Genomic DNA, 17,493 nt, shown 5'->3' on the forward strand with positions numbered 1-17,493 from the left:
GTGCTATTCCACTAGAATGACGCTTGAATCTCGCCTGGATGATTGGAGCCGCGGCTGGCGCGGTCCGCTGTTCGCCGCGCTGGTGGCGCTGGTCGCCGGCCTGCCCGGCCTGTTCGCCATGCCGCCGCTCGACCGCGACGAATCGCGCTTCGCCCAGGCGACCGCCCAGATGCTGGAAACCGACGACATGGTCGTCATCAAGTTCCAGGACCAGCCGCGCTTCAAGAAGCCGGTCGGCATCCACTGGCTGCAGGCGGCCGCCGTCACCACCTTCTCGGCCGCCGAGGATCGCGGCATCTGGGCCTATCGCATCCCCTCGCTGCTGGGGGCCATGCTGGCGGCGGCGGCCTGCGCCTGGGGCGCGGCGGCGCTGCTGGGACCCCGGACCGGCCTGCTGGCCGGCGGCATACTGGGCGCGACCATCCTGCTGTCGAGCGAGGCGTTCATCGCCAAGACCGACGCGGCGCTGTGCGGCTTCACCACCCTGGCCATGGCCGCCCTGATGCGGATCTACGCCGCCCATCTCGCCGGCGAGACCGTCAACCGCTGGACCAAGCTGGCCTTCTGGATCGGCCTGGCCATGGGCGTGCTGATCAAGGGCCCGGTCGGGCTGATGGTCGTGGTGCTCAGCGTGATCGCCCTGTGGATCTGGGACCGCAAGGCGACCTGGATCAAGGACCTGGGCTGGGGCTGGGGCGTGACCGTGCTGGCCGCCATCGTCCTGCCCTGGGCGATGATGATCACCGTGGCCACCGACGGCGCCTTCTGGTCGACGGCCGTGACCGGCGACCTGGCCCCCAAGCTGGCCGGCGGCCAGGAAAGCCACGGCGCGTGGCCCGGCGCCTACACCCTGGCGGCGTTCCTGATGGTGTTCCCGGCCACCCTGCTGCTGCCGTCGGGCGTGACCCTGGGCTGGACCGGCCGCAGGGAGGCGGGAATCCGCTTCGCCCTCTGCTGGCTGATCCCGACCTGGCTGGTGTTCGAGATCCTGCCGACCAAGCTGGTGCACTACACCCTGCCGGCCTATCCCGCCCTGGCCATGCTGATGGCCGCCACCCTGCGTACGTCCCTGCCGCGCATGCCCCGCCTGATCGGCGCGATCCTGTCGGCTCTGGCTGGCCTGATCTTCGCGGCCATGGCCGTCTATCTGCACGTCGAGTACGGCGACCCGTCCGACCTGCCCTGGACCATCCTGACCGCCCTGCTGTTCCTGGCCGCGGGAGCCGCCGGATCGGTGCTGGTGATGCGCAGGACCGCCGCCATCGCCCTGGTCACGGCCGGCGCCGTCGGCATAGCGGCCCATGGCGCCCTCGTCGGCCTGCTGATCCCCCGGCTGGAGCCGCTGTTGCTGTCGCCCCGCCTGGAGAAGGCTCTGGAACAGGCCGACCTGGCGCCCCGCGGCGGCGCGCCGGGCCCGGTGGCCGTCACCGGCTATTCCGAGCCCAGCATGATCTTCCTGCTGGGCACCACGACCGAGCTGACCGACCCGGTCGGCGCGGCCAAGGCCGTCGCCCAGGGTCGTCCCGCCGTGGTCGAGGGCCGCCAGGAAAAGGCGTTCCAGGCCGCCCTCGCCGCCTTGGGCCAGACCGCCCGGCCGGCCGGGGTGGTCGAGGGCTTCGACTATTCCGACGGCGACAAGGAGCGTCTGACGCTCTATCGCGGCGCGTCGATCCGCCCGGACGACGAGGCCGGCGACGAAACCCAAGCCGAGGAGGCCCAGCCATGAGCCGCTTCATCCAGATCGTCGAGGTCGGCCCGCGCGACGGGCTGCAGAACGAGAAGCTGTCCCTGCCGGTCGACGAGAAGCTGGACCTGATCCGCCGGCTCGAGGCGGCGGGCGCCAGGCGCATCGAGACCGTCTCATTCGTCAATCCCAACCGCGTGCCGCAGATGGCCGGGGCCGAGGAGATCCAGGCGGCGCTGAAGCCCGACCTGGAGCATTCGCGCATCGGCCTGGTGCTGAACATGCGCGGCTGGGAACGCTGCGTGGCGGCCCAGTGCGACGAGGCCAATGTCGTGGTCTGCGCCACCGACGGCTTCGGCCTGGCCAACCAGGGCGCCACCGCCGCCCAGCAGGTCGACGCCCTGGCCGCCATCGTCGAGCGCCAAGCGGTCGAGGGCGGCCCGCCGATCACCGCCACCATCTCGGTGGCCTTCGGCTGCCCGTTCGACAGCGAGGTTTCCGAGGAGCAGGTCGTGGCCATCGCCCGCGACGCGGCGTCGATGGGCGTGACCGAACTGGCCATCGCCGACACCATCGGGGTGGCCGATCCCTGGACCGTCCGCCGGCGGATCGAGGCCGTGCGCGCCGCCGCGCCGGACGTCCGCCTGCGCATGCACTTCCACGACACCCGCAACACCGGCCTGGCCAACGCCTATGCCAGCGTCGAGGCCGGGGTCGATGTTCTGGACGCCTCGGTCGGCGGCCTGGGCGGCTGCCCGTTCGCGCCCAACGCCACCGGCAACATCGGCACCGAGGACCTGGTCTACATGCTGGAGCGGGCCGGCTTCGAGACCGGCTACGACCTGGGCGCCCTGATCGAGATCGGCCGCGACATCAGCGAACGCCTGGGCAAGGCGTCACCGGCGTCGTCGCTGGCGCGGGCGGGCGGTTTTCCAGGCTAGCCACCATGCTGAAGATCTATTGCGACTTCAACGACCGCACGGAAGACGACCTCTATTATCTTCTCTTCCACGCGGGGAAGCCGTTGAATGACGTCGTGGGCGACCTGGGCCTTCGCGACGGGAGCCGCGTGCTTCTCTTTCAGGACATCGACGATTTCGAGGTCGAAGCCAGGCTGTTCTTCGAACGCACTGATCCTGGCTTTCTCGGTTCGCGAGTCTGCGCGAAGCCGGATTGGGCGACGCAGCGCGATCTCTACGCCTAGATCGGCCGGCCGGTGATCTTCCAGATCAGCGGCCGCGACACGCTCATCGCCAGAATCAGCGGGGCCAGCAAGACGGCGATCACGTAGCGCTGGATCGTGTCGGCCCGCTTGATGAAGTAGCGCGACAGGCCAACGCCCTTGTGGAACTCGACCTTCACCGGGTGCTCCAGGCTGGTGTGGCCCAGGTGGATCACCTGGGCGGCCGGCTGGAACAGGACCTGCCCCCCCGCCTGGCGCGCGCGCCAGCAGAGGTCGATGTCCTCGACATGCAGGAAGAAGCCCTCGTCGAAACCGCTCAGCCGCTCGAAGTCCTCGCGGCGCAGCGCGAAGCAGGCGCCGGAGATGGTCGGCATGGGGATCGGCGCGTCCGGCGTCGGCTCATGCTCGCGGTGGATCTCGAACTTCGACAGGCTTTTGAACCGCGACGTCAGGTGGCCGAAGCTCAGCAGCGTGGTGACCGGCGTGACCTCGCCGCGACGGCCGCCGCGCTGCTCTGTGCCGTCGGTGTTCATCACCCGCGCCCCGACAACTGTGGGCACCGGCTGCCCCTCGAAGGCAGCGACCAGGGCCTCGATGCACTGGGCCTGCAGGTTGGCGTCCGGATTGAGGAAGACGATGTATTCGCCCCGGGCGGTCTCGGCGCCCATGTTGGCGCCGCGCGCGAAGCCGACATTGCCGTGGCCCTGCTGCAGCACGATCCTCGGCTCGGTCCGTCCCAGGGCCCGCAACCGCTCGGCCTCCTCCGCGGGAGAACCGTTGTCGACGATGACGAACTCGTCGACCAGCGGCTCGGCCAGGACGTGCAGGATGCTTTCGACCAGCGCTTCTCCCGTCTGGTAGACGACCATGACGACGGAGATGCGCGGCCGGATCGGCCGCACACCCGCAACGAAGGTCGAATGAGAGGGAAGAATACTGTTCATCAGGCCTGCGCCAACTCGGCGGGGGCCGCCACGGCGCGATCACGGGCGAGGTCCGGCGGGGTCGCTTCCTCGGTCAACGCCCGCACGGCGTCCTCCAGCGACAACACCTTCTGCCCTTCGCCGCCGAGGCGACGCAGGGCGACTTCTCCGTTTTCGGCTTCCTTACGCCCGACCACTGCAATCACCGGAACCTTCGCAAGGCTGTGCTCACGAATCTTGTAGTTGATCTTCTCGTTTCTGAAATCGACCTCTGCGCGAATGCCCATGGAAGTCAATCGCTCAGCCACACGTTGTGCGTAGTCGTCGGCGTCCGAGGTGATCGTGGCCACCACGACCTGAACCGGCGCCAGCCACAACGGCAGATGGCCGGCATAGTTTTCCAGCAGAATGCCGATGAAACGCTCGAACGAGCCCAGGATCGCCCGGTGCAGCATGACCGGACGCTTCTTGGAGCCGTCCTCGGCCACGTACTCGGCGTCCAGGCGATCGGGCAGCACGAAGTCCAGCTGCAGCGTGCCGCACTGCCAGACCCGGCCGATGGCGTCCTTCAGCGAGAACTCCAGCTTCGGGCCGTAGAAGGCGCCTTCGCCTTCCTGCAGCACGAGGGTTTCGCCCGCCGCCTCGGCGGCCGCGGACAGGGCGGATTCGGCCTTGTCCCAGACCGCGTCGTCGCCCGCCCGCAACTCCGGACGCGTCGAGAACTTGGTGTCGGCCAGATGCATGCCGAGGTCGCTATAGACGCTGCGCAACAGTTCGATGAAGCGGGCGGATTCCTCCGTGACCTGCTCTTCCCGGCAGAAGATGTGGGCGTCGTCCTGGGTGAAGGCGCGCACCCGCATGATGCCGTGCATGGCGCCTGACGGCTCGTAGCGGTGGCACGCGCCGAACTCGGCCATGCGCAGCGGCAGCTCGCGATAGCTCTTCTGGCCGACGTTGAAGATCTGGATGTGGCCAGGGCAGTTCATCGGCTTGACGGCCAGGACCTCGCCCTCGGCGCTCTCGCACATGAACATGGCGTGGCCGAACTTCTCGGCGTGGCCCGAGCGCTCCCACAGGCTCTTGTCGAGGATCTGGGGCGTCTTGACCTCGCGATAGCCGGCCGCGTCCAGGCGGCGGCGCATATAGGCCTCCAGCGCCAGGTACAGCGTCCAGCCCTTGGGGTGCCAGAACACCATGCCCTTGCCCTCTTCCTGGATGTGGAAGAGGTCCATCGTCTTGCCCAGCTTGCGGTGGTCGCGCCGCTCGGCTTCCTCGATGCGCAGCAGATGAGCCGCCAGGTCGGCGTCGCTGGCCCACGACGTGCCGTAGATGCGCTGCAGTTGGGCGTTGTTCTGGTCGCCGCGCCAATAGGCGCCGGCCAGCTTCGTCAGCTTGAAGGCCTTGCCCACCGCCTTGGTCGACGGAAGGTGAGGCCCGCGGCACAGGTCCTTCCACTTCTCGCCCTGGTGATAGACCGTGATCGTGTCGCTGACCGGCAGGTCACGGATGATCTGGGCCTTGTAGCTTTCGCCCATGGCCTCGAAGTCGGCGATGGCGGCGTCGCGGTCGACTTCCTCGCGGCGGATCTTCTCGTCGCGGTCGACGATCTGGCGCATGCGCTCTTCGATCTTCGGCAGGTCGTCCAGGCTGAACGGCTCGTCGCGGGCGAAGTCGTAATAGAAGCCGTCCTCGACGTTCGGGCCGATCGTGACCTGGGTGCCGGGGAACAGTTCCTGCACGGCCTCTGCCAGCACGTGGGCGGTGTCGTGGCGGATCACCTCCAGCGCGTCGGGCGACTCGCGCGTGATGATCTCGAACTTGTTGCCGCCGCCCAGCAGGTCGGGCGTCAGCGGACGATCCAGGTCCAGCAGCGTGCCGTCCAGCTTGATCAGCAGCGCCTTCTTTTCCAGGGATTTGGAGATCGAGGCGGCCACGTCGCGGCCCGTCGAACCGTCAGCGTACTGGCGGGCCGAGCCGTCGGGGAAAATCAGGTCGATCATTCTTCACATTTCCACTTGCGCGGCTCGCGGGGCGGAGGCGGCGGGTCGTACCCAGAACCACCTAACGGATTGCAGCGGCAAATCCGTCCCACCGCGAGCCAGGACCCCTTCAGGGGCCCGTGATCCTTGAGCGCCTGTGCCGCGTATTCCGAGCAGGTCGGCAAATACCGGCACTGACGCCCGATGAAGGGCGAGAGCGTCGTCTTGTAGGCCCGCAGGCCCAGGTCGACGGTGCGTTCGTAAAGTGTCATGCCGGCGCTTTCGCGAACGGAGTCGAGGACTTATCGACTAGCGAAAAGTCCCGATCAAGCGGCGCCGACGCGGCTAGTTCGGGTTTGGGTCGCCCCTGTGGCCTTGCGGACAGCCTCGACCGCGGCCTCGAACGCCAACAGCGTCGAGGCATGACGGGCGGGATAGTCCTTGACCGGCTCCAGCACGGCGAGCTCCGAAAATCGGCCCTGGGGAGGCGGGCCGCCTGACTTGAGCATAGACTGCAAGGCGTCGCGGGCCAACTCGATCTCGGAAAGATCCGCCCCGACCACCTGGGCGCCGAGGATCGCGGCCGAGGCCTGGCCCAGGGCGCAGGCGGCCACGTCCTGGGCGAAGTCGGCGACCTTGCCGTCCTGGACCGTCACGTCGACCACGATCCGGCTGCCGCACAGCTTGGCGGTCTTCTCGGCGCTGGCGTCGGGCGCGGCCAGGCGTCCGGCCCGGGGCATGTTGGCCACCAGGCCCAGGATGCGGGCCGAATAAAGGTCGTCGATCATGGGACCTATGTGGGGTTCTTCAGGCGTTGCGACCAGATGGTCTCGGCGCGCGTCTTCACCGCCTCGCCCATCAGGGTGAAGGCCCCGCGCAGGCGGCGACGCTCCTCGCGGCCGACCAGGCGGACCAGCGGCCCCATGAACAGCTCGCCGTTCGAGAAGGTGGCGTTGGACGGACCCATGTTCTCGATCTCGAGATAGCGGATCGCGGTCACGAAACCGCCCAGCCGGCTGGTGCGCCAGTGCAGCTGCTCGAAGGGCACCCAGTCCTGGACGATCGGCGTCAGCGTGGTCACCGGGCCGTCGGCGATCGGCACAAGGTCGACGACCAAGTTGGTGCCGATGCGCATCTCGCCCTCGATGCGGGGGTGGACCGGGTTCCAGTCCTTCCAGGTCGTGAAGTCCGCGATCACGTCCCAGACGACTTCGGCGGGGGCCTGCACCCCGGTGCGGTGTTCTACGGCGCGTTGCATGGGCGTCGCTCTAGCACTTTCACTCTGAAAAACTCACTCGGAAAATCCCAGGCCGCTGGCCTTCTGGAAGACCGGCAGATCGAGGGAGGGCGGGTCGATCCCGGCCTGGCTGAGCAGGCCGTGGACCTGACCCCGGTGATGGGTCTGGTGGTTGAAGATATGGGCCAGGGCGGCCCACAGCGGCTGGGTCACCACCGCCCCGTCGGCGATCCGCGTCCAGCGGAAGTCGCCCGCCAGCTGCTCGTCGGTCAGGGCGGCGACATGGTTCGACAAGGCCGCGTCCTCGTGGACCCGCGCCTCGCGCAGGGTCGCCAGGTCGTGGAAGATCACCGCGTCCAGCCCGTGCGGCGGCAGGGTCTCGCCCCGCAGCCGCGCCAGCCACATGCGATCAGTGACGATCAGGTGGTTCAGCGCGCCGTGGATCGAACCGAAGAACGCGCCGCGCTCGGCCTTGTAGTCCGCCTCGTCCAGCATGGCGCAGGCCGCGTGGATGCGGTGGTTGGCCCAGGCGTTGTAGCCGGCGAACATCTGGAAATAGGCGCGCATGACCTAGCACTCCGGGACAAGCGGATTATGCGTGTAATTTAGTCGCGAACCAATCCCCCATCCACGACCAGGTTCTGGCCGGTGACCGACCGGCTCCAGGGCGAGGCGAAGAACAGCACCGCGTCCGCGAACTCGGCCGGGGTCGTCACCCGGCGCAGCGGCGTCGATTGGGCGATAAGGTCGAAGATCGCCTCGGGCGTGGCGGCGCTGGCGTCGGTGGTGCGCAGCAGGCCGCCCGACAGCATGTTGACCGTGATCCCCGACGGGCCCAGGTCGGCGGCCGCGGTGCGGGTCAGCGACAGCAGGGCGGCCTTGGCGGCGGTGTAGTCGTGATAGGGCACCACCGGGTTCTGGAACAGGTTGGTGCCGATGTTGATCACCCGGCCGAAGCCGGCGGCTTCCATGGCCGGCGCCGTGGCCTGGATCAGGTTCAGCGATCCGCGCAGCGACACGTCCAGCTGGTTCTGGAAGTCCTCCCAGGGGATCGACTGGATGGTGTGGCGGCCGTCGCCGTTGAAGCTGAAGTCGCCCAGAGCGTTGTTGACCACCGTGGTCACGTGGCTGCCGAAATGCTCGGCCGCGTCGTTGACCAGGCGGCGGGCTTCCTCACGGTCGCTGACGTCGGCCTGGAGGGCCACGGCGCGGTCCCCCAGCTCCTCGGCCAGGGCCAGGGCGGCGGCCTCGCTGCGGCGATAGTTGATCACCACGCTCGCGCCCTCGGCGGCGAAGGCCCGGGCGATGGCGGCGCCCAGGCCCCGGCCGGCGCCGGAGACCAGGACGATCTGCTGATCGAGCTTCATGCTCAGTCCTTCATGCGCCAGGTGGCGCCGGCGGGACCGTCCATGACCACCACGCCCAAACCGTCCAGCTCGGCGCGGATGGCGTCGGCGGCGGTCCAGTCCTTGGCGGTGCGGGCCTCGACCCGGCGCTTGAGCAGGTCTTCCACCTTGGCCTTCAGGTCGTCGTCGGCGTCGCCCTCGAACCAGGCGTCCGGATCGGCCTGCAGGAAGCCCAGCAGACCGGCCGAGGCCAGGAGCCGACCCTTGTTGGCCGTGATCGCCGGCTCGTCGCCGGCCGTCACCGCCCGTTCGATGGCGCTGGACAGCTCGAAGAAGCCCGAAACCGCCAGCGGCGTGTTCAGGTCGTCCGTCAGGGCGGCCAGCACCTCGTCCGAGGGCTCGGACTCGCCGGCCTCGACGCTCTTGGCGCGGCGCAGGGCGCCGTACAGGCGGTCCAGGGCCTTCTTGCTCTGCTCGACCAGCTCCGGCGTCCAGTCCAGCGGCTGGCGGTAGTGGCCCGACAGCAGCGCCCAGCGGATCACCTCGCCCGGCGTGGTTTTCAGCAGCTCGTGCGGGATGATCACGTTGCCCAGGCTCTTGGACATCTTCTCCCCCGACATGTCGAGGAAGCCGTTGTGCAGCCAGTAGTTCGCCAGCACCGGCTGGCCATGGGCGCAGCGGCTCTGGGCCAGCTCGTTCTCGTGGTGCGGGAAGGTCAGGTCGATGCCGCCGCCGTGGATGTCGATCGTCCGGCCCAGCTGCTTGTCGATCATGGCCGAGCACTCGATGTGCCAGCCCGGACGGCCCGCGCCCCAGGGGCTGTCCCACTCGGGCTCGTTCTCCTTGGACGGCTTCCACAGCACGAAGTCGGCGGGATGGCGCTTGTAGGGCGCGACCTCGACCCGGGCCCCGGCGATCATGTCGTCCAGGTCGCGGCCCGACAACGCGCCGTAGTCGGCGAAGCTCTGGGTGTCGAACAGCACGTGGCCCTCGGCGGCGTAGGCCTTGCCGTTGTCGACCAGCTTGCCGATCATCTCGACGATCGGGCCCATGTGCTCGGTGGCCTTGGGCTCCAGGCTGGGCGACAGGGTCAGCAGGGCCGCGGCGTCCTGGTGGTAGGCGGCCAGGTAGCGGTCGGTGATGACCTTGATCTCGACGCCCTCGGCCGTGGCCTTGGCGTTGATCTTGTCGTCCACGTCGGTGACGTTGCGGGCATAGACCACCGCGTCCTCGCCATAGGCGTGGCGCAGCAGGCGGAACAGCACGTCGAACACCACCACCGGCCGGAAGTTGCCGATGTGGGCGTGGTTGTAGACCGTCGGTCCGCAGACATACATCGTCACCCGGCTCGGATCGGCGGGAACGAAGTCGCGCTTCTCGCGCGCCATGGTGTCGTACAGCTTGATGGTCATGGGAAGGGAGCGGCCTGACGTCGCGGGAGTGTTGCGGGGATACGGATTGGCCCCATATAACGAGAGCACGCGCGCACGACCACGATTGATTAGGTCAATGTGCGCGACGGGTGGCACGCGTAATTCCAGGACGAAAGGCGTCCTGGCGCAACTCAGCCCGTGGAAAGACCTTCCTCAGACATGGACGCACTGACCCGCGAGCGAACCCTGATCGGTCTCGACAACGACACCGGCCTTGATCTTGAACCCGCCCAGCGCCCCACCCGAGACGAGGCCATGGCCGCCGTCCGGACCCTGCTGGCCTGGGCCGGCGACAACCCCGACCGCGAAGGCCTGCTCGACACGCCGCAACGCGTGGTCGACGCCTATGGCGAGTGGTTCGCCGGCTATCACGGCGATCCGGCGCAGGAGCTGAGCCGCACCTTCGAGGACGTGCAGGGCTATGACGACATGGTCATGCTGCGCGGCATCGACGTGCAGAGCCACTGCGAACACCACATGGCGCCGTTCCTGGGCAAGGCCTGGGTGGCCTACATGCCGACCGGCAAGGTGGTGGGCCTGTCCAAGCTGGCGCGCCTGGTCGAGATCTTCGCCAAGCGTCTCCAGACGCAGGAGACCATGACCATGCAGGTCGCCGACGCCATCGAGGACCACCTCAGCGCCGCCGGCGTGGCCGTGCTGATCGACGCCGAGCACCAGTGCATGTCGACCCGCGGCGTCCACCACCACGACGTCTCGACGATCACCACCCAGTTCCGCGGCGTGTTTAAGACCGACAAGGTCCTGCAGCAGCGCTTCATGGACCTGGTGACGCGGAAATAGTTCCGGATGGCGCGGTCCAGGCTCTATTGCACCGATTGCGGCAAGGGCTTGCGGCCGTCCGCCAACTCATGCCCGCGATGTGGCGCTTCCATGCCTGAGTCGCTGGGAACCCGGGCCAAGGGTTTCGGAAACGAGTTCGCCTTCAACGTCGTCGTCGAAGGCGCGCTGAAGGCGATCGCGGCGATTTTCTAGGTGCGCCTCTAACACTCACGTCATGCTGGGACTCGGCGTCGGCGGAAGCATCCTGTAGCGAAAGCGTCCCAAGACTAGTGGGTGTGGGCGGGCGTGGCATGATCTGGAAGACCGGGCTGACGGCGATCGCCGTCGCGATGATAGCGGGTGTGAGCATGGCGCAGACTCCTGAAGCTCCCTGGGAAGGCGAGATCCTTCCGCCCGCCCTGGCTTGGCGCGGCGCCAGCGAGAAGCTGATCGCCAAGCCGTCCGATCCCTGGATCACGCCGTCTGAGCTGACCGGCCTGACCGCCTCGCCGAACTACGAAGAGACCCGCGCCTGGCTGGAAAAGCTGGCCGCGGCCTCGCCGCTGATCCGCATGGAGACCTTCGGCAAGTCGCCCGAGGGCCGCGACCTGCTGGTGCTGTACGTCAGCAAGGACGGCGACAAGTTCGATCCCAGGAAGCCCGTGCTGCTGGTCCAGGCCGGCATCCACCCGGGCGAGATCGACGGCAAGGACGCCGGCATGATGCTGCTGCGCGACATGACGTTCCACGGCAAGGACAGGCTGCTGGACGGCGTGAACCTGGTCTTCGTGCCGATCTTCAGCGTCGACGGCCATGAACGCGCCTCGCCCTACAGCCGCCCCAACCAGCGCGGCCCGACGATCCAGGGCTGGCGGCACACCGCCCAGAACCTCAATCTGAACCGCGACTACGGCAAGCTGGACGCGCCGGAGATGCGGGCGATGATCACGCTGATCGATCGCATCAAGCCCGACCTCTATATGGACATCCACGTCACCGACGGCGAGGACTACCAGTACGACGTCACCTACGGCTGGGCCGGCTACCAGGGCGATTTCGCGCGCTCCAAGGCCACCAGCGCCTGGCTGGACAAGACCTACCTGCCGGCCACCTCGGCGGGCTTGAAGGCGGCGGGACACATCCCCGGCCAGTTGGTCTTCGCCCTCGACGACCGCGACCCCAAGAAGGGGCTCGGCGCCTCGCCGGCCTCCCTGCGCTATTCCAACGGCTACGGCGACGCGGCCCATATCGCCACGGTGCTGGTCGAGAACCATTCGCTGAAGCCTTACCGGCAGCGGGTGCTGGGCACCTACGTCCTGCTGGAGGAGACCCTGAAGGTGCTGGCCAAGGACGGCGCCGCCCTGCGCGCCGCCGAGGAGAAGGACCGCGCCGAGCGCCCCGCCGTGATCAAGGCCAATTTCGGGACCAGCTTCGGGGGCGGCGGCAAGGCGCTGCACACCGTCAGCTTCCTGGGCGTGCAGTACGAGACCTACGACTCCCCCGCCTCGGGCGGCAAGGAGGTGCGCTGGCTGGGCAAGCCCGATCCCAAGCCTTGGTCGCTGCCGCTCTACACCAGCGAGCCGGCGCTCGACCTGACCCCGGCCAAGGCCTACTGGATCTCGTCGGCCAAGCCCGACGTGATCGAGCGCCTGCGCGTCCACGGCGTGGCGATGGAGGCCCTGGCGGCGCCCAAGACGGTGTCGGTCGACATGATCCGCTTCACCGCGCCGAAGATCGCGCCCCGCGCCAGCGAGGGCCATGTCGAGATCGCCGCAGGGCCGGTCACCCATGAGACCCGCACGGTGACCTTCCCGGCCGGCTCGGTGCGCATTTCCACTGATCAGCCGCTGGGCGAGATGGTGACCCTGCTGCTGGAGCCGGAAAGCGACGAGAGCTTCTTCGCCTGGGGCATGTTCCCCGAGGTGCTGCAGCGCGTGGAATACATCGAGGGCTACGCCATCGCCCCCCTGGCCGAGAAGATGCTGGCCGCCGATCCTGCGCTGAAGGCCGAGTTCGAGGCCAAGCTGGCGGCCGACCCGAAGTTCGCGGCTGATCCGGATGCGCGCCTGGGCTGGTTCTACGCGCGCACGCCGTATTACGACGACCACTACAAGCTCTATCCGGTCGGCCGGGAGCTGTAAGCCAATGGTCTGGGGTCACGTCGACAGCTGGCGCGACGCCGCCCAGGGGTTGGGTCTCGACCTCGAAGGGCCGATGGAGCTCATTCTGGCCACGGGCGTCATGCGGGTCGATCTGCTGGTCCGGGACTTTGGCGCCCCCAGGGGAACAGCCATCGTTTCGGACTACGACGCGATCGAGCCGCATGGCGAAGCGTTGCGCGCCGCGGGCTACACCGCCTCTTCATTCCGGCCGCCCGCGGCCGGAATCCAGCTTTCGAGGCAAGACCTCATCGAGCTCCTCGCGGACTGGACCTGGACAGGCGCGCCGGAACGGCGGCCGGCGTGGCTCCCCGCCCCTTAGTCGCCTCCCCGACGATCCGGCTTGCCAGCTCTCGCGAACGCTGAACCTTATGCGGCCCACGTTCGACCAGTTTCACGAGTGACTACCGATGGACACCATCGCCTCCGGACACGCCGCCGCCCTGTGGGTGGGTCTGCACGTCCTGCTCCTGCTGACCCTGTCGCTGCTGGTCGTGCGCCTGCGGCAGAAGCATAAGGTCGCTCTTGGGGATGAAGGCATTCCGGAACTGGCCCGCGCCATCCGCGCCTTCGGCAACGCCAGCGAATACATCCCCGTCGGCCTGGCCGCGATCATCGTCCTGGCCCTGGTCGGCGCCCCGCCGCTGGCCATCCACGTGGTGGGGCTGGTGCTGTTCGCCGGCCGGCTGATCCACGCCGTGGGCCTGTCCAACAGCGGCGGCGCCTCGATCCCGCGCGCCCTGGGCATGATCTGCACCTGGCTGGCCTACATATTCGGCGCGGTGGCGCTGCTGTTCTACGCGATTGGCTAGGTCTTTTTCGAGCCAAGTGGACCTCTACTCGCGCTAGGAAAGCGCGCAGGGATTTCTCGAGCCCACTCTGGAGCCGAGACCCCAAGATGCGTGTATTCCGCCCCCTACGCCCGTTGTTGCTTGGCCTGACGCTTGCCTTGCCCCCCGCCGCCGGGTTCGCCCGCGCCGAGCCGCCGGCCGCCGCCGCGCCGGCGCCCCGCCCCGACGGCCAGCACGATTTCGACTTCGAGTTCGGCGACTGGACCACGCACATCCGGCGTCTGGAGCGCCCCCTGACCGGCTCGACCAGCTGGGTCGAATACGACGGCAGTTCGATCGTCCGGAAGGTCTGGGGCGGCCAGGCCAACCTCGGCGAGATCGACGTCAGCGGCCCGGCCGGCCGCATCCAGGGCCTGAGCCTACGGCTCTACGATCCGGCGACCCGCCAATGGTTCATCCGCTTCGCCAACGGCCGGGACGGTGACCTGGGCGCCCCGATGGTCGGCGGCTTCAGGGAGGGTCGCGGCGAGTTCTACAACCAGGAAACCCTAGGCGGTCGGTCGATCTTCGTCCGCTTCATCTTTTCCGACGTGACCGACAGGACCTTCGCCCTGGAGCAGGCGTTCTCGGCCGACGGCGGCAAGACCTGGGAGGCCAACTGGATCGCGACGTTCAAGAAGGTTTGAGCGGGCAAAAGGTCTAGGCGGCGGGGGCGGCTCAAACCCGCCTTGCCCCCGCCCCGCCGCCTCGTCCATAAGACCGCATGGACGAAAACCTGTTGCATGACGTGCTCGCCGCCGCGCGAACCGCTGGCGCCGACGCCGCCGAAGCCGTGTTCGCGCAGCGCCAATCCCTCTCCGTCAGCGTCCGCCTGGGCGAACTGGAGGAGGTCGAGCGCGAGGAATCCCGCGACATCGGCCTGCGGGTGTTCGTCGGCAAGCAGAGCGCCACGGTGTCGGGCTCGGACATCTCGGCCGAGGGCCGCGCCAAGCTGATCGACCGCGCCGTGGCCATGGCCCGCCTGGCCCCCGAGGATCCCTACGCCGCCCTGGCCCCGGCCGAGCGCCTGGCGCGCGGTCCGTTCCGGGATCTCGACCTCTACGACCCGACCGAGCCCTCGGCCGAGACCCTGGAGGCCCAGGCCCGCGAGGCCGAGGCCGCCGCCCGCGCCGTCGAGGGCGTGACCAATTCCGACGGCGGCTCGTCGTCGTGGAGCGCCTCGACCTGGCGGCTGGTCACCAGCGAGGGCTTTTCCGGCCTGCACCAGGCCAGCGGCTTCGGCGTCTCGGCCTCGGCCATCGCCGGCGAGGGCGCGGGCATGGAGCGCGGCGGCGAAGGTCGTTCGACCCGCCACGCCTCGGACCTGCCCACGCCCCAGAGCATCGGCGCCAAGGCCGGCGCCCAGGCCGTGGCCAAGCTGAACCCCCGCAAGCTGGACTCGACCACCGCCCCGGTGATCTTCGAGAACCGCCTGGCCATGTCGCTGATCAGCCCGCTGATCGGCGCGATCTCGGGCCCGTCGATCGCCCGGGGGACTTCGTTCCTGAAGGACAAGCTGGGCCAGCGGATCTTCGCCAAGGGCGTGAATCTGCTGGACGACCCGTTCCGCCTGCGCGGCCTGGGCTCGGCCCCGTTCGACGACGAGGGCGTGGCCTGCGAGGCCCGCGCCCTGATCGACGACGGCGTGCTGACCACCTGGCTGATGAACATCAGCTCGGCCAAGCAGCTGGGCCTGGAGAGCACCGGCCACGCCTCGCGTGGCCTGGCCGGCCCGTCGGGCGTCTCGACCCATAACCTGACGATGYAGCCGGGCGAGCGCGATCTGGCCGGCCTGATGGCGGACGCCGGGACGGGCCTGCTGGTGACCTCGATGTTCGGCCCCTCGCTGAACGGCAACACCGGCGACTGGTCGGTGGGCTGCTCGGGCTTCTGGTTCGAGAACGGCGTCTCGACCGGTCCCGTCACCGAGATCACCGTGGCCGGCAACCTGATCGACATCTACGCCCGCCTGGTCCCCGGCTTGGACCTGGAGCTGCGCGGCGCCAGCAACAGTCCGTCCCTGCTGGTCGACGCCCTGGCGATCGCCGGAAAATGACCGATCTGGACCTGATCCTCGCCGCGGCGCGCGAAGCCGGAGCCCTGGCGCTCTCGGCCCGCGAGGGCGGACTGAAGATCTGGTCCAAGGACGGCGGCTCGCCGGTCACCGACGCCGACCTGGCGGTCGATACGCTGCTGAAGACGACCCTCGGCGCGGCCCGCCCCGACTATGGCTGGCTGTCGGAGGAGACCGCCGACGCCCCGGCGCGCCTGGCCACGCCGCGCCAGTTCGTGGTCGACCCGATCGACGGCACCGTGGCCTTCATGAAGGGCAAGCCCTGGTTCGCCGTGTCGATCGCCGTGGTCGAGAACGGCCGCCCCATCGCCGGCGTGGTCCACGCCCCGGCCCTGGACGAGACCTATGTCGCCACCCTGGGCGGCGGCGCCTATCTGAACGGCATGGCCATCAGCCCCAGCGACACCGAGGACCTCGAGGACGCCGCCATGCTGGGCGACGCCAAGATGTTCGTGCATCCGGCCTGGGTGAACCCGTGGCCGCCGATGCGGGTGGAGAGCCGCAACTCGATCGCCTACCGCCTGTGCCTGGTGGCCGCCGGAGCCTTCGACGCGGCCGTCGCCCTGTCGCCCAAGAACGAGTGGGACCTGGCCGCCGCCGACCTGATCTGCGCCGAGGCCGGGGCGCTGCTGACAGACCATACCGGCCGCTCCTTCACGTATAACCGCGCAAATCCGCTGCTTCCGAGCGTCGTTTGCGCCAATAAGGCGCTTCACCCGTTGATCCTGTCACGCGTCGGGCATATCGACCTGCCGCAACGATAACTTCCGCGCAGGAAATTCCACGCCATGAGCGACAAGCAGCTTCTTCACCTCGTGATCGGCGGTGAACTGAAGAACGTTTCCGATATCGAGTTCCGCGACCTGTCCCAGGTCGAGTTCGTCGGCGCCTACGCCAACTATGGCGACGCCCACAAGGCCTGGAAGGCCAAGGCCCAGGCCACGGTCGACAACGCCCACGCGCGGTACTTCATCATCCACGCCCACAAGCTGCTGGATCCGAGCCTGGACTGATCCAGGCCCTCCCCCTGTGGGGGAGGCGGCCGAAGGCCGGTGGGGGGCGTTTTAGGGTCGTCGATCCGGGTTGTGGTCGAGGACGCATCACTCCCCCCTCCGTCGGCTTCGCCGACACCTCCCCCACAGGGGGAGGAGCTAGAAACTACTCCCGCCGCAAGATCCCCTCCGTCACGATCCCGCCGATCATCCCGGCCCGGAAGTCGGCCTTGATCTTCACGGGGTCGTAGTCGGGGCTCTCCACCCACTGGGTGAAGGTCAGGCCCTTGGGGGCGGCGTCCTTCAGGTAGCGCTCGAAGGTGTAGTCCAGCACGCCGGTCTTGCCCTGCTTGATGTGCAGGTACTTGAACGACAGCTGCTCCAAGGCCTCCTCGATCGGCAGGCCCAGGCGGTAGTGGGCGTAGAGCACGCTCATGATGCCGGCCCGGTCCGCGCCCGACTTGCAGTGCATCAGGGCCGGATATTCGATGCTCTCGAACAGGTCGCGGGCGCCCAGCACCCGTTCCTTGATCGGCACCTCGCGGGAGGTGATCACGAAGTCGACCATCTTCAGGCCCACCTTCTCGCAGGCGTATTTCTCCAGCGCGTAGAAGCTGCCGTCGAACCCGCCGCGCAGGTTGATGACGGTCTTGACGCCCTTCTTCTTCCACTCGGCCAGCTGGTGCGGCCACGGCTGGTTGGTGCGCACCAGCTCGGGGCTGATCCAGTGGTCGTTCTTGAAGCCCAGGCGCAGATAGGCGTGGTCGTGCCACAGGTACGAGAGGTAGGTCTTGAACCGCCCCCAGCGGGTCGTGGTGTCATAGCCGGGCAAGGGATGGTCCTTCGGTGAAGAGGCGTAATTAGGCGCCACAG

The 17,493-nt window shown here is 68.3% G+C and carries 20 protein-coding genes and 1 pseudogene; 12 read left to right on the forward strand and 9 right to left on the reverse strand.

Annotated features, from left to right (window positions below; genetic code table 11):
* Positions 1 to 16: 16 nt before the first annotated feature.
* From AC1DYP_RS10470 to AC1DYP_RS10480, 3 genes are read left to right on the forward strand one after another with little or no spacing between them, the layout of a single operon-like run.
* A complete protein-coding gene (locus AC1DYP_RS10470) occupies positions 17 to 1,726 on the forward strand; it encodes an ArnT family glycosyltransferase (RefSeq protein WP_477046274.1) in 1,710 nt (569 codons plus the stop codon).
* Positions 1,723 to 2,625, forward strand: coding sequence for a hydroxymethylglutaryl-CoA lyase (locus AC1DYP_RS10475; protein WP_477046275.1), 903 nt, complete (start codon positions 1,723 to 1,725; stop codon positions 2,623 to 2,625). Before AC1DYP_RS10470 ends, AC1DYP_RS10475 begins: the two co-directional genes overlap by 4 nt.
* A gap of 5 nt (positions 2,626 to 2,630) precedes the next feature.
* Entirely contained in the window at positions 2,631 to 2,888 is a 258-nt protein-coding gene (locus AC1DYP_RS10480; RefSeq protein ID WP_477046276.1) for a hypothetical protein, read from the forward strand.
* On the opposite strand, the gene AC1DYP_RS10485 is transcribed toward AC1DYP_RS10480, so the two are convergent.
* The 8 genes from AC1DYP_RS10485 to cysS are packed head-to-tail and all read right to left on the reverse strand — an operon-like array spanning position 2,885 to position 9,764.
* Entirely contained in the window at positions 2,885 to 3,811 is a 927-nt protein-coding gene (locus tag AC1DYP_RS10485; protein ID WP_477046277.1) for a glycosyltransferase family 2 protein, read from the reverse strand. The two genes, AC1DYP_RS10480 and AC1DYP_RS10485, sit on opposite strands and share 4 nt — an antisense overlap.
* Positions 3,811 to 5,790 (reverse strand): threonine--tRNA ligase, encoded by a 1,980-nt coding sequence (gene thrS / locus AC1DYP_RS10490; protein ID WP_477046278.1) that lies wholly within the window; start codon positions 5,788 to 5,790, stop codon positions 3,811 to 3,813. The genes AC1DYP_RS10485 and thrS overlap by 1 nt, the downstream gene beginning before the upstream one ends.
* Positions 5,787 to 6,041 (reverse strand): membrane protein insertion efficiency factor YidD, encoded by a 255-nt coding sequence (gene yidD / locus AC1DYP_RS10495; RefSeq protein WP_477032766.1) that lies wholly within the window; start codon positions 6,039 to 6,041, stop codon positions 5,787 to 5,789. The genes thrS and yidD overlap by 4 nt, the downstream gene beginning before the upstream one ends.
* A 54-nt stretch (positions 6,042 to 6,095) precedes the next feature.
* A complete protein-coding gene (locus AC1DYP_RS10500; RefSeq protein ID WP_477032767.1) occupies positions 6,096 to 6,557 on the reverse strand; it encodes an iron-sulfur cluster assembly scaffold protein in 462 nt (153 codons plus the stop codon).
* 5 nt (positions 6,558 to 6,562) lie between these two features.
* On the reverse strand, positions 6,563 to 7,027 hold the full coding sequence (locus AC1DYP_RS10505; protein WP_477046279.1) for an SRPBCC family protein: 465 nt from the start codon (positions 7,025 to 7,027) through the stop codon (positions 6,563 to 6,565).
* A 33-nt stretch (positions 7,028 to 7,060) separates the two neighbouring features.
* Positions 7,061 to 7,573: a DinB family protein gene (locus tag AC1DYP_RS10510; protein WP_477046280.1), complete on the reverse strand. Its 513-nt coding sequence runs from the start codon at positions 7,571 to 7,573 to the stop codon at positions 7,061 to 7,063.
* A 38-nt stretch (positions 7,574 to 7,611) separates the two neighbouring features.
* Positions 7,612 to 8,373, reverse strand: coding sequence for a 3-oxoacyl-ACP reductase (locus tag AC1DYP_RS10515; protein ID WP_477046281.1), 762 nt, complete (start codon positions 8,371 to 8,373; stop codon positions 7,612 to 7,614).
* Between the two features lie 2 nt (positions 8,374 to 8,375).
* Positions 8,376 to 9,764 carry a cysteine--tRNA ligase gene (gene cysS / locus AC1DYP_RS10520; RefSeq protein ID WP_477046282.1) on the reverse strand — a complete coding sequence of 463 codons (1,389 nt, stop codon included), beginning with the start codon at positions 9,762 to 9,764 and terminating at the stop codon, positions 8,376 to 8,378.
* A gap of 180 nt (positions 9,765 to 9,944) precedes the next feature.
* Between cysS and folE the strand changes: the two genes are divergently transcribed.
* The 9 genes and pseudogenes from folE to AC1DYP_RS10565 all read left to right on the forward strand — a co-directional run bounded on the left by folE (position 9,945) and on the right by AC1DYP_RS10565 (position 16,641).
* Positions 9,945 to 10,586: a GTP cyclohydrolase I FolE gene (gene folE, locus AC1DYP_RS10525; protein ID WP_477046283.1), complete on the forward strand. Its 642-nt coding sequence runs from the start codon at positions 9,945 to 9,947 to the stop codon at positions 10,584 to 10,586.
* Positions 10,587 to 10,592: 6 nt separating this feature from the next.
* Positions 10,593 to 10,670 (forward strand): annotated as a pseudogene (locus tag AC1DYP_RS10530) (zinc-ribbon domain-containing protein); the annotation flags it as partial.
* A gap of 206 nt (positions 10,671 to 10,876) precedes the next feature.
* A complete protein-coding gene (locus AC1DYP_RS10535) occupies positions 10,877 to 12,706 on the forward strand; it encodes a M14 family metallopeptidase (protein WP_477046284.1) in 1,830 nt (609 codons plus the stop codon).
* Between the two features lie 4 nt (positions 12,707 to 12,710).
* Positions 12,711 to 13,046 carry a hypothetical protein gene (locus tag AC1DYP_RS10540; RefSeq protein WP_477032774.1) on the forward strand — a complete coding sequence of 112 codons (336 nt, stop codon included), beginning with the start codon at positions 12,711 to 12,713 and terminating at the stop codon, positions 13,044 to 13,046.
* Positions 13,047 to 13,134: 88 nt separating this feature from the next.
* Positions 13,135 to 13,536, forward strand: coding sequence for an MAPEG family protein (locus AC1DYP_RS10545; RefSeq protein WP_477032775.1), 402 nt, complete (start codon positions 13,135 to 13,137; stop codon positions 13,534 to 13,536).
* 137 nt (positions 13,537 to 13,673) lie between these two features.
* A complete protein-coding gene (locus AC1DYP_RS10550) occupies positions 13,674 to 14,201 on the forward strand; it encodes a hypothetical protein (RefSeq protein WP_477046285.1) in 528 nt (175 codons plus the stop codon).
* 77 nt (positions 14,202 to 14,278) lie between these two features.
* Entirely contained in the window at positions 14,279 to 15,610 is a 1,332-nt protein-coding gene (locus AC1DYP_RS10555; RefSeq protein ID WP_477046286.1) for a TldD/PmbA family protein, read from the forward strand.
* Positions 15,607 to 16,392, forward strand: coding sequence for a 3'(2'),5'-bisphosphate nucleotidase CysQ (locus AC1DYP_RS10560; RefSeq protein ID WP_477046287.1), 786 nt, complete (start codon positions 15,607 to 15,609; stop codon positions 16,390 to 16,392). Before AC1DYP_RS10555 ends, AC1DYP_RS10560 begins: the two co-directional genes overlap by 4 nt.
* Positions 16,393 to 16,416: 24 nt before the next feature.
* Complete coding sequence (locus AC1DYP_RS10565) at positions 16,417 to 16,641, forward strand: DUF4170 domain-containing protein (RefSeq protein WP_477032779.1); 225 nt, start codon at positions 16,417 to 16,419, stop codon at positions 16,639 to 16,641.
* A 145-nt stretch (positions 16,642 to 16,786) separates the two neighbouring features.
* Here AC1DYP_RS10565 and AC1DYP_RS10570 read toward each other — a convergent pair whose 3' ends face one another.
* Complete coding sequence (locus AC1DYP_RS10570) at positions 16,787 to 17,452, reverse strand: protein tyrosine phosphatase family protein (protein WP_477046288.1); 666 nt, start codon at positions 17,450 to 17,452, stop codon at positions 16,787 to 16,789.
* Positions 17,453 to 17,493: the final 41 nt, after the last annotated feature.

The sequence above is a fragment of the Caulobacter sp. P1_D6 genome (genome assembly GCF_056406095.1).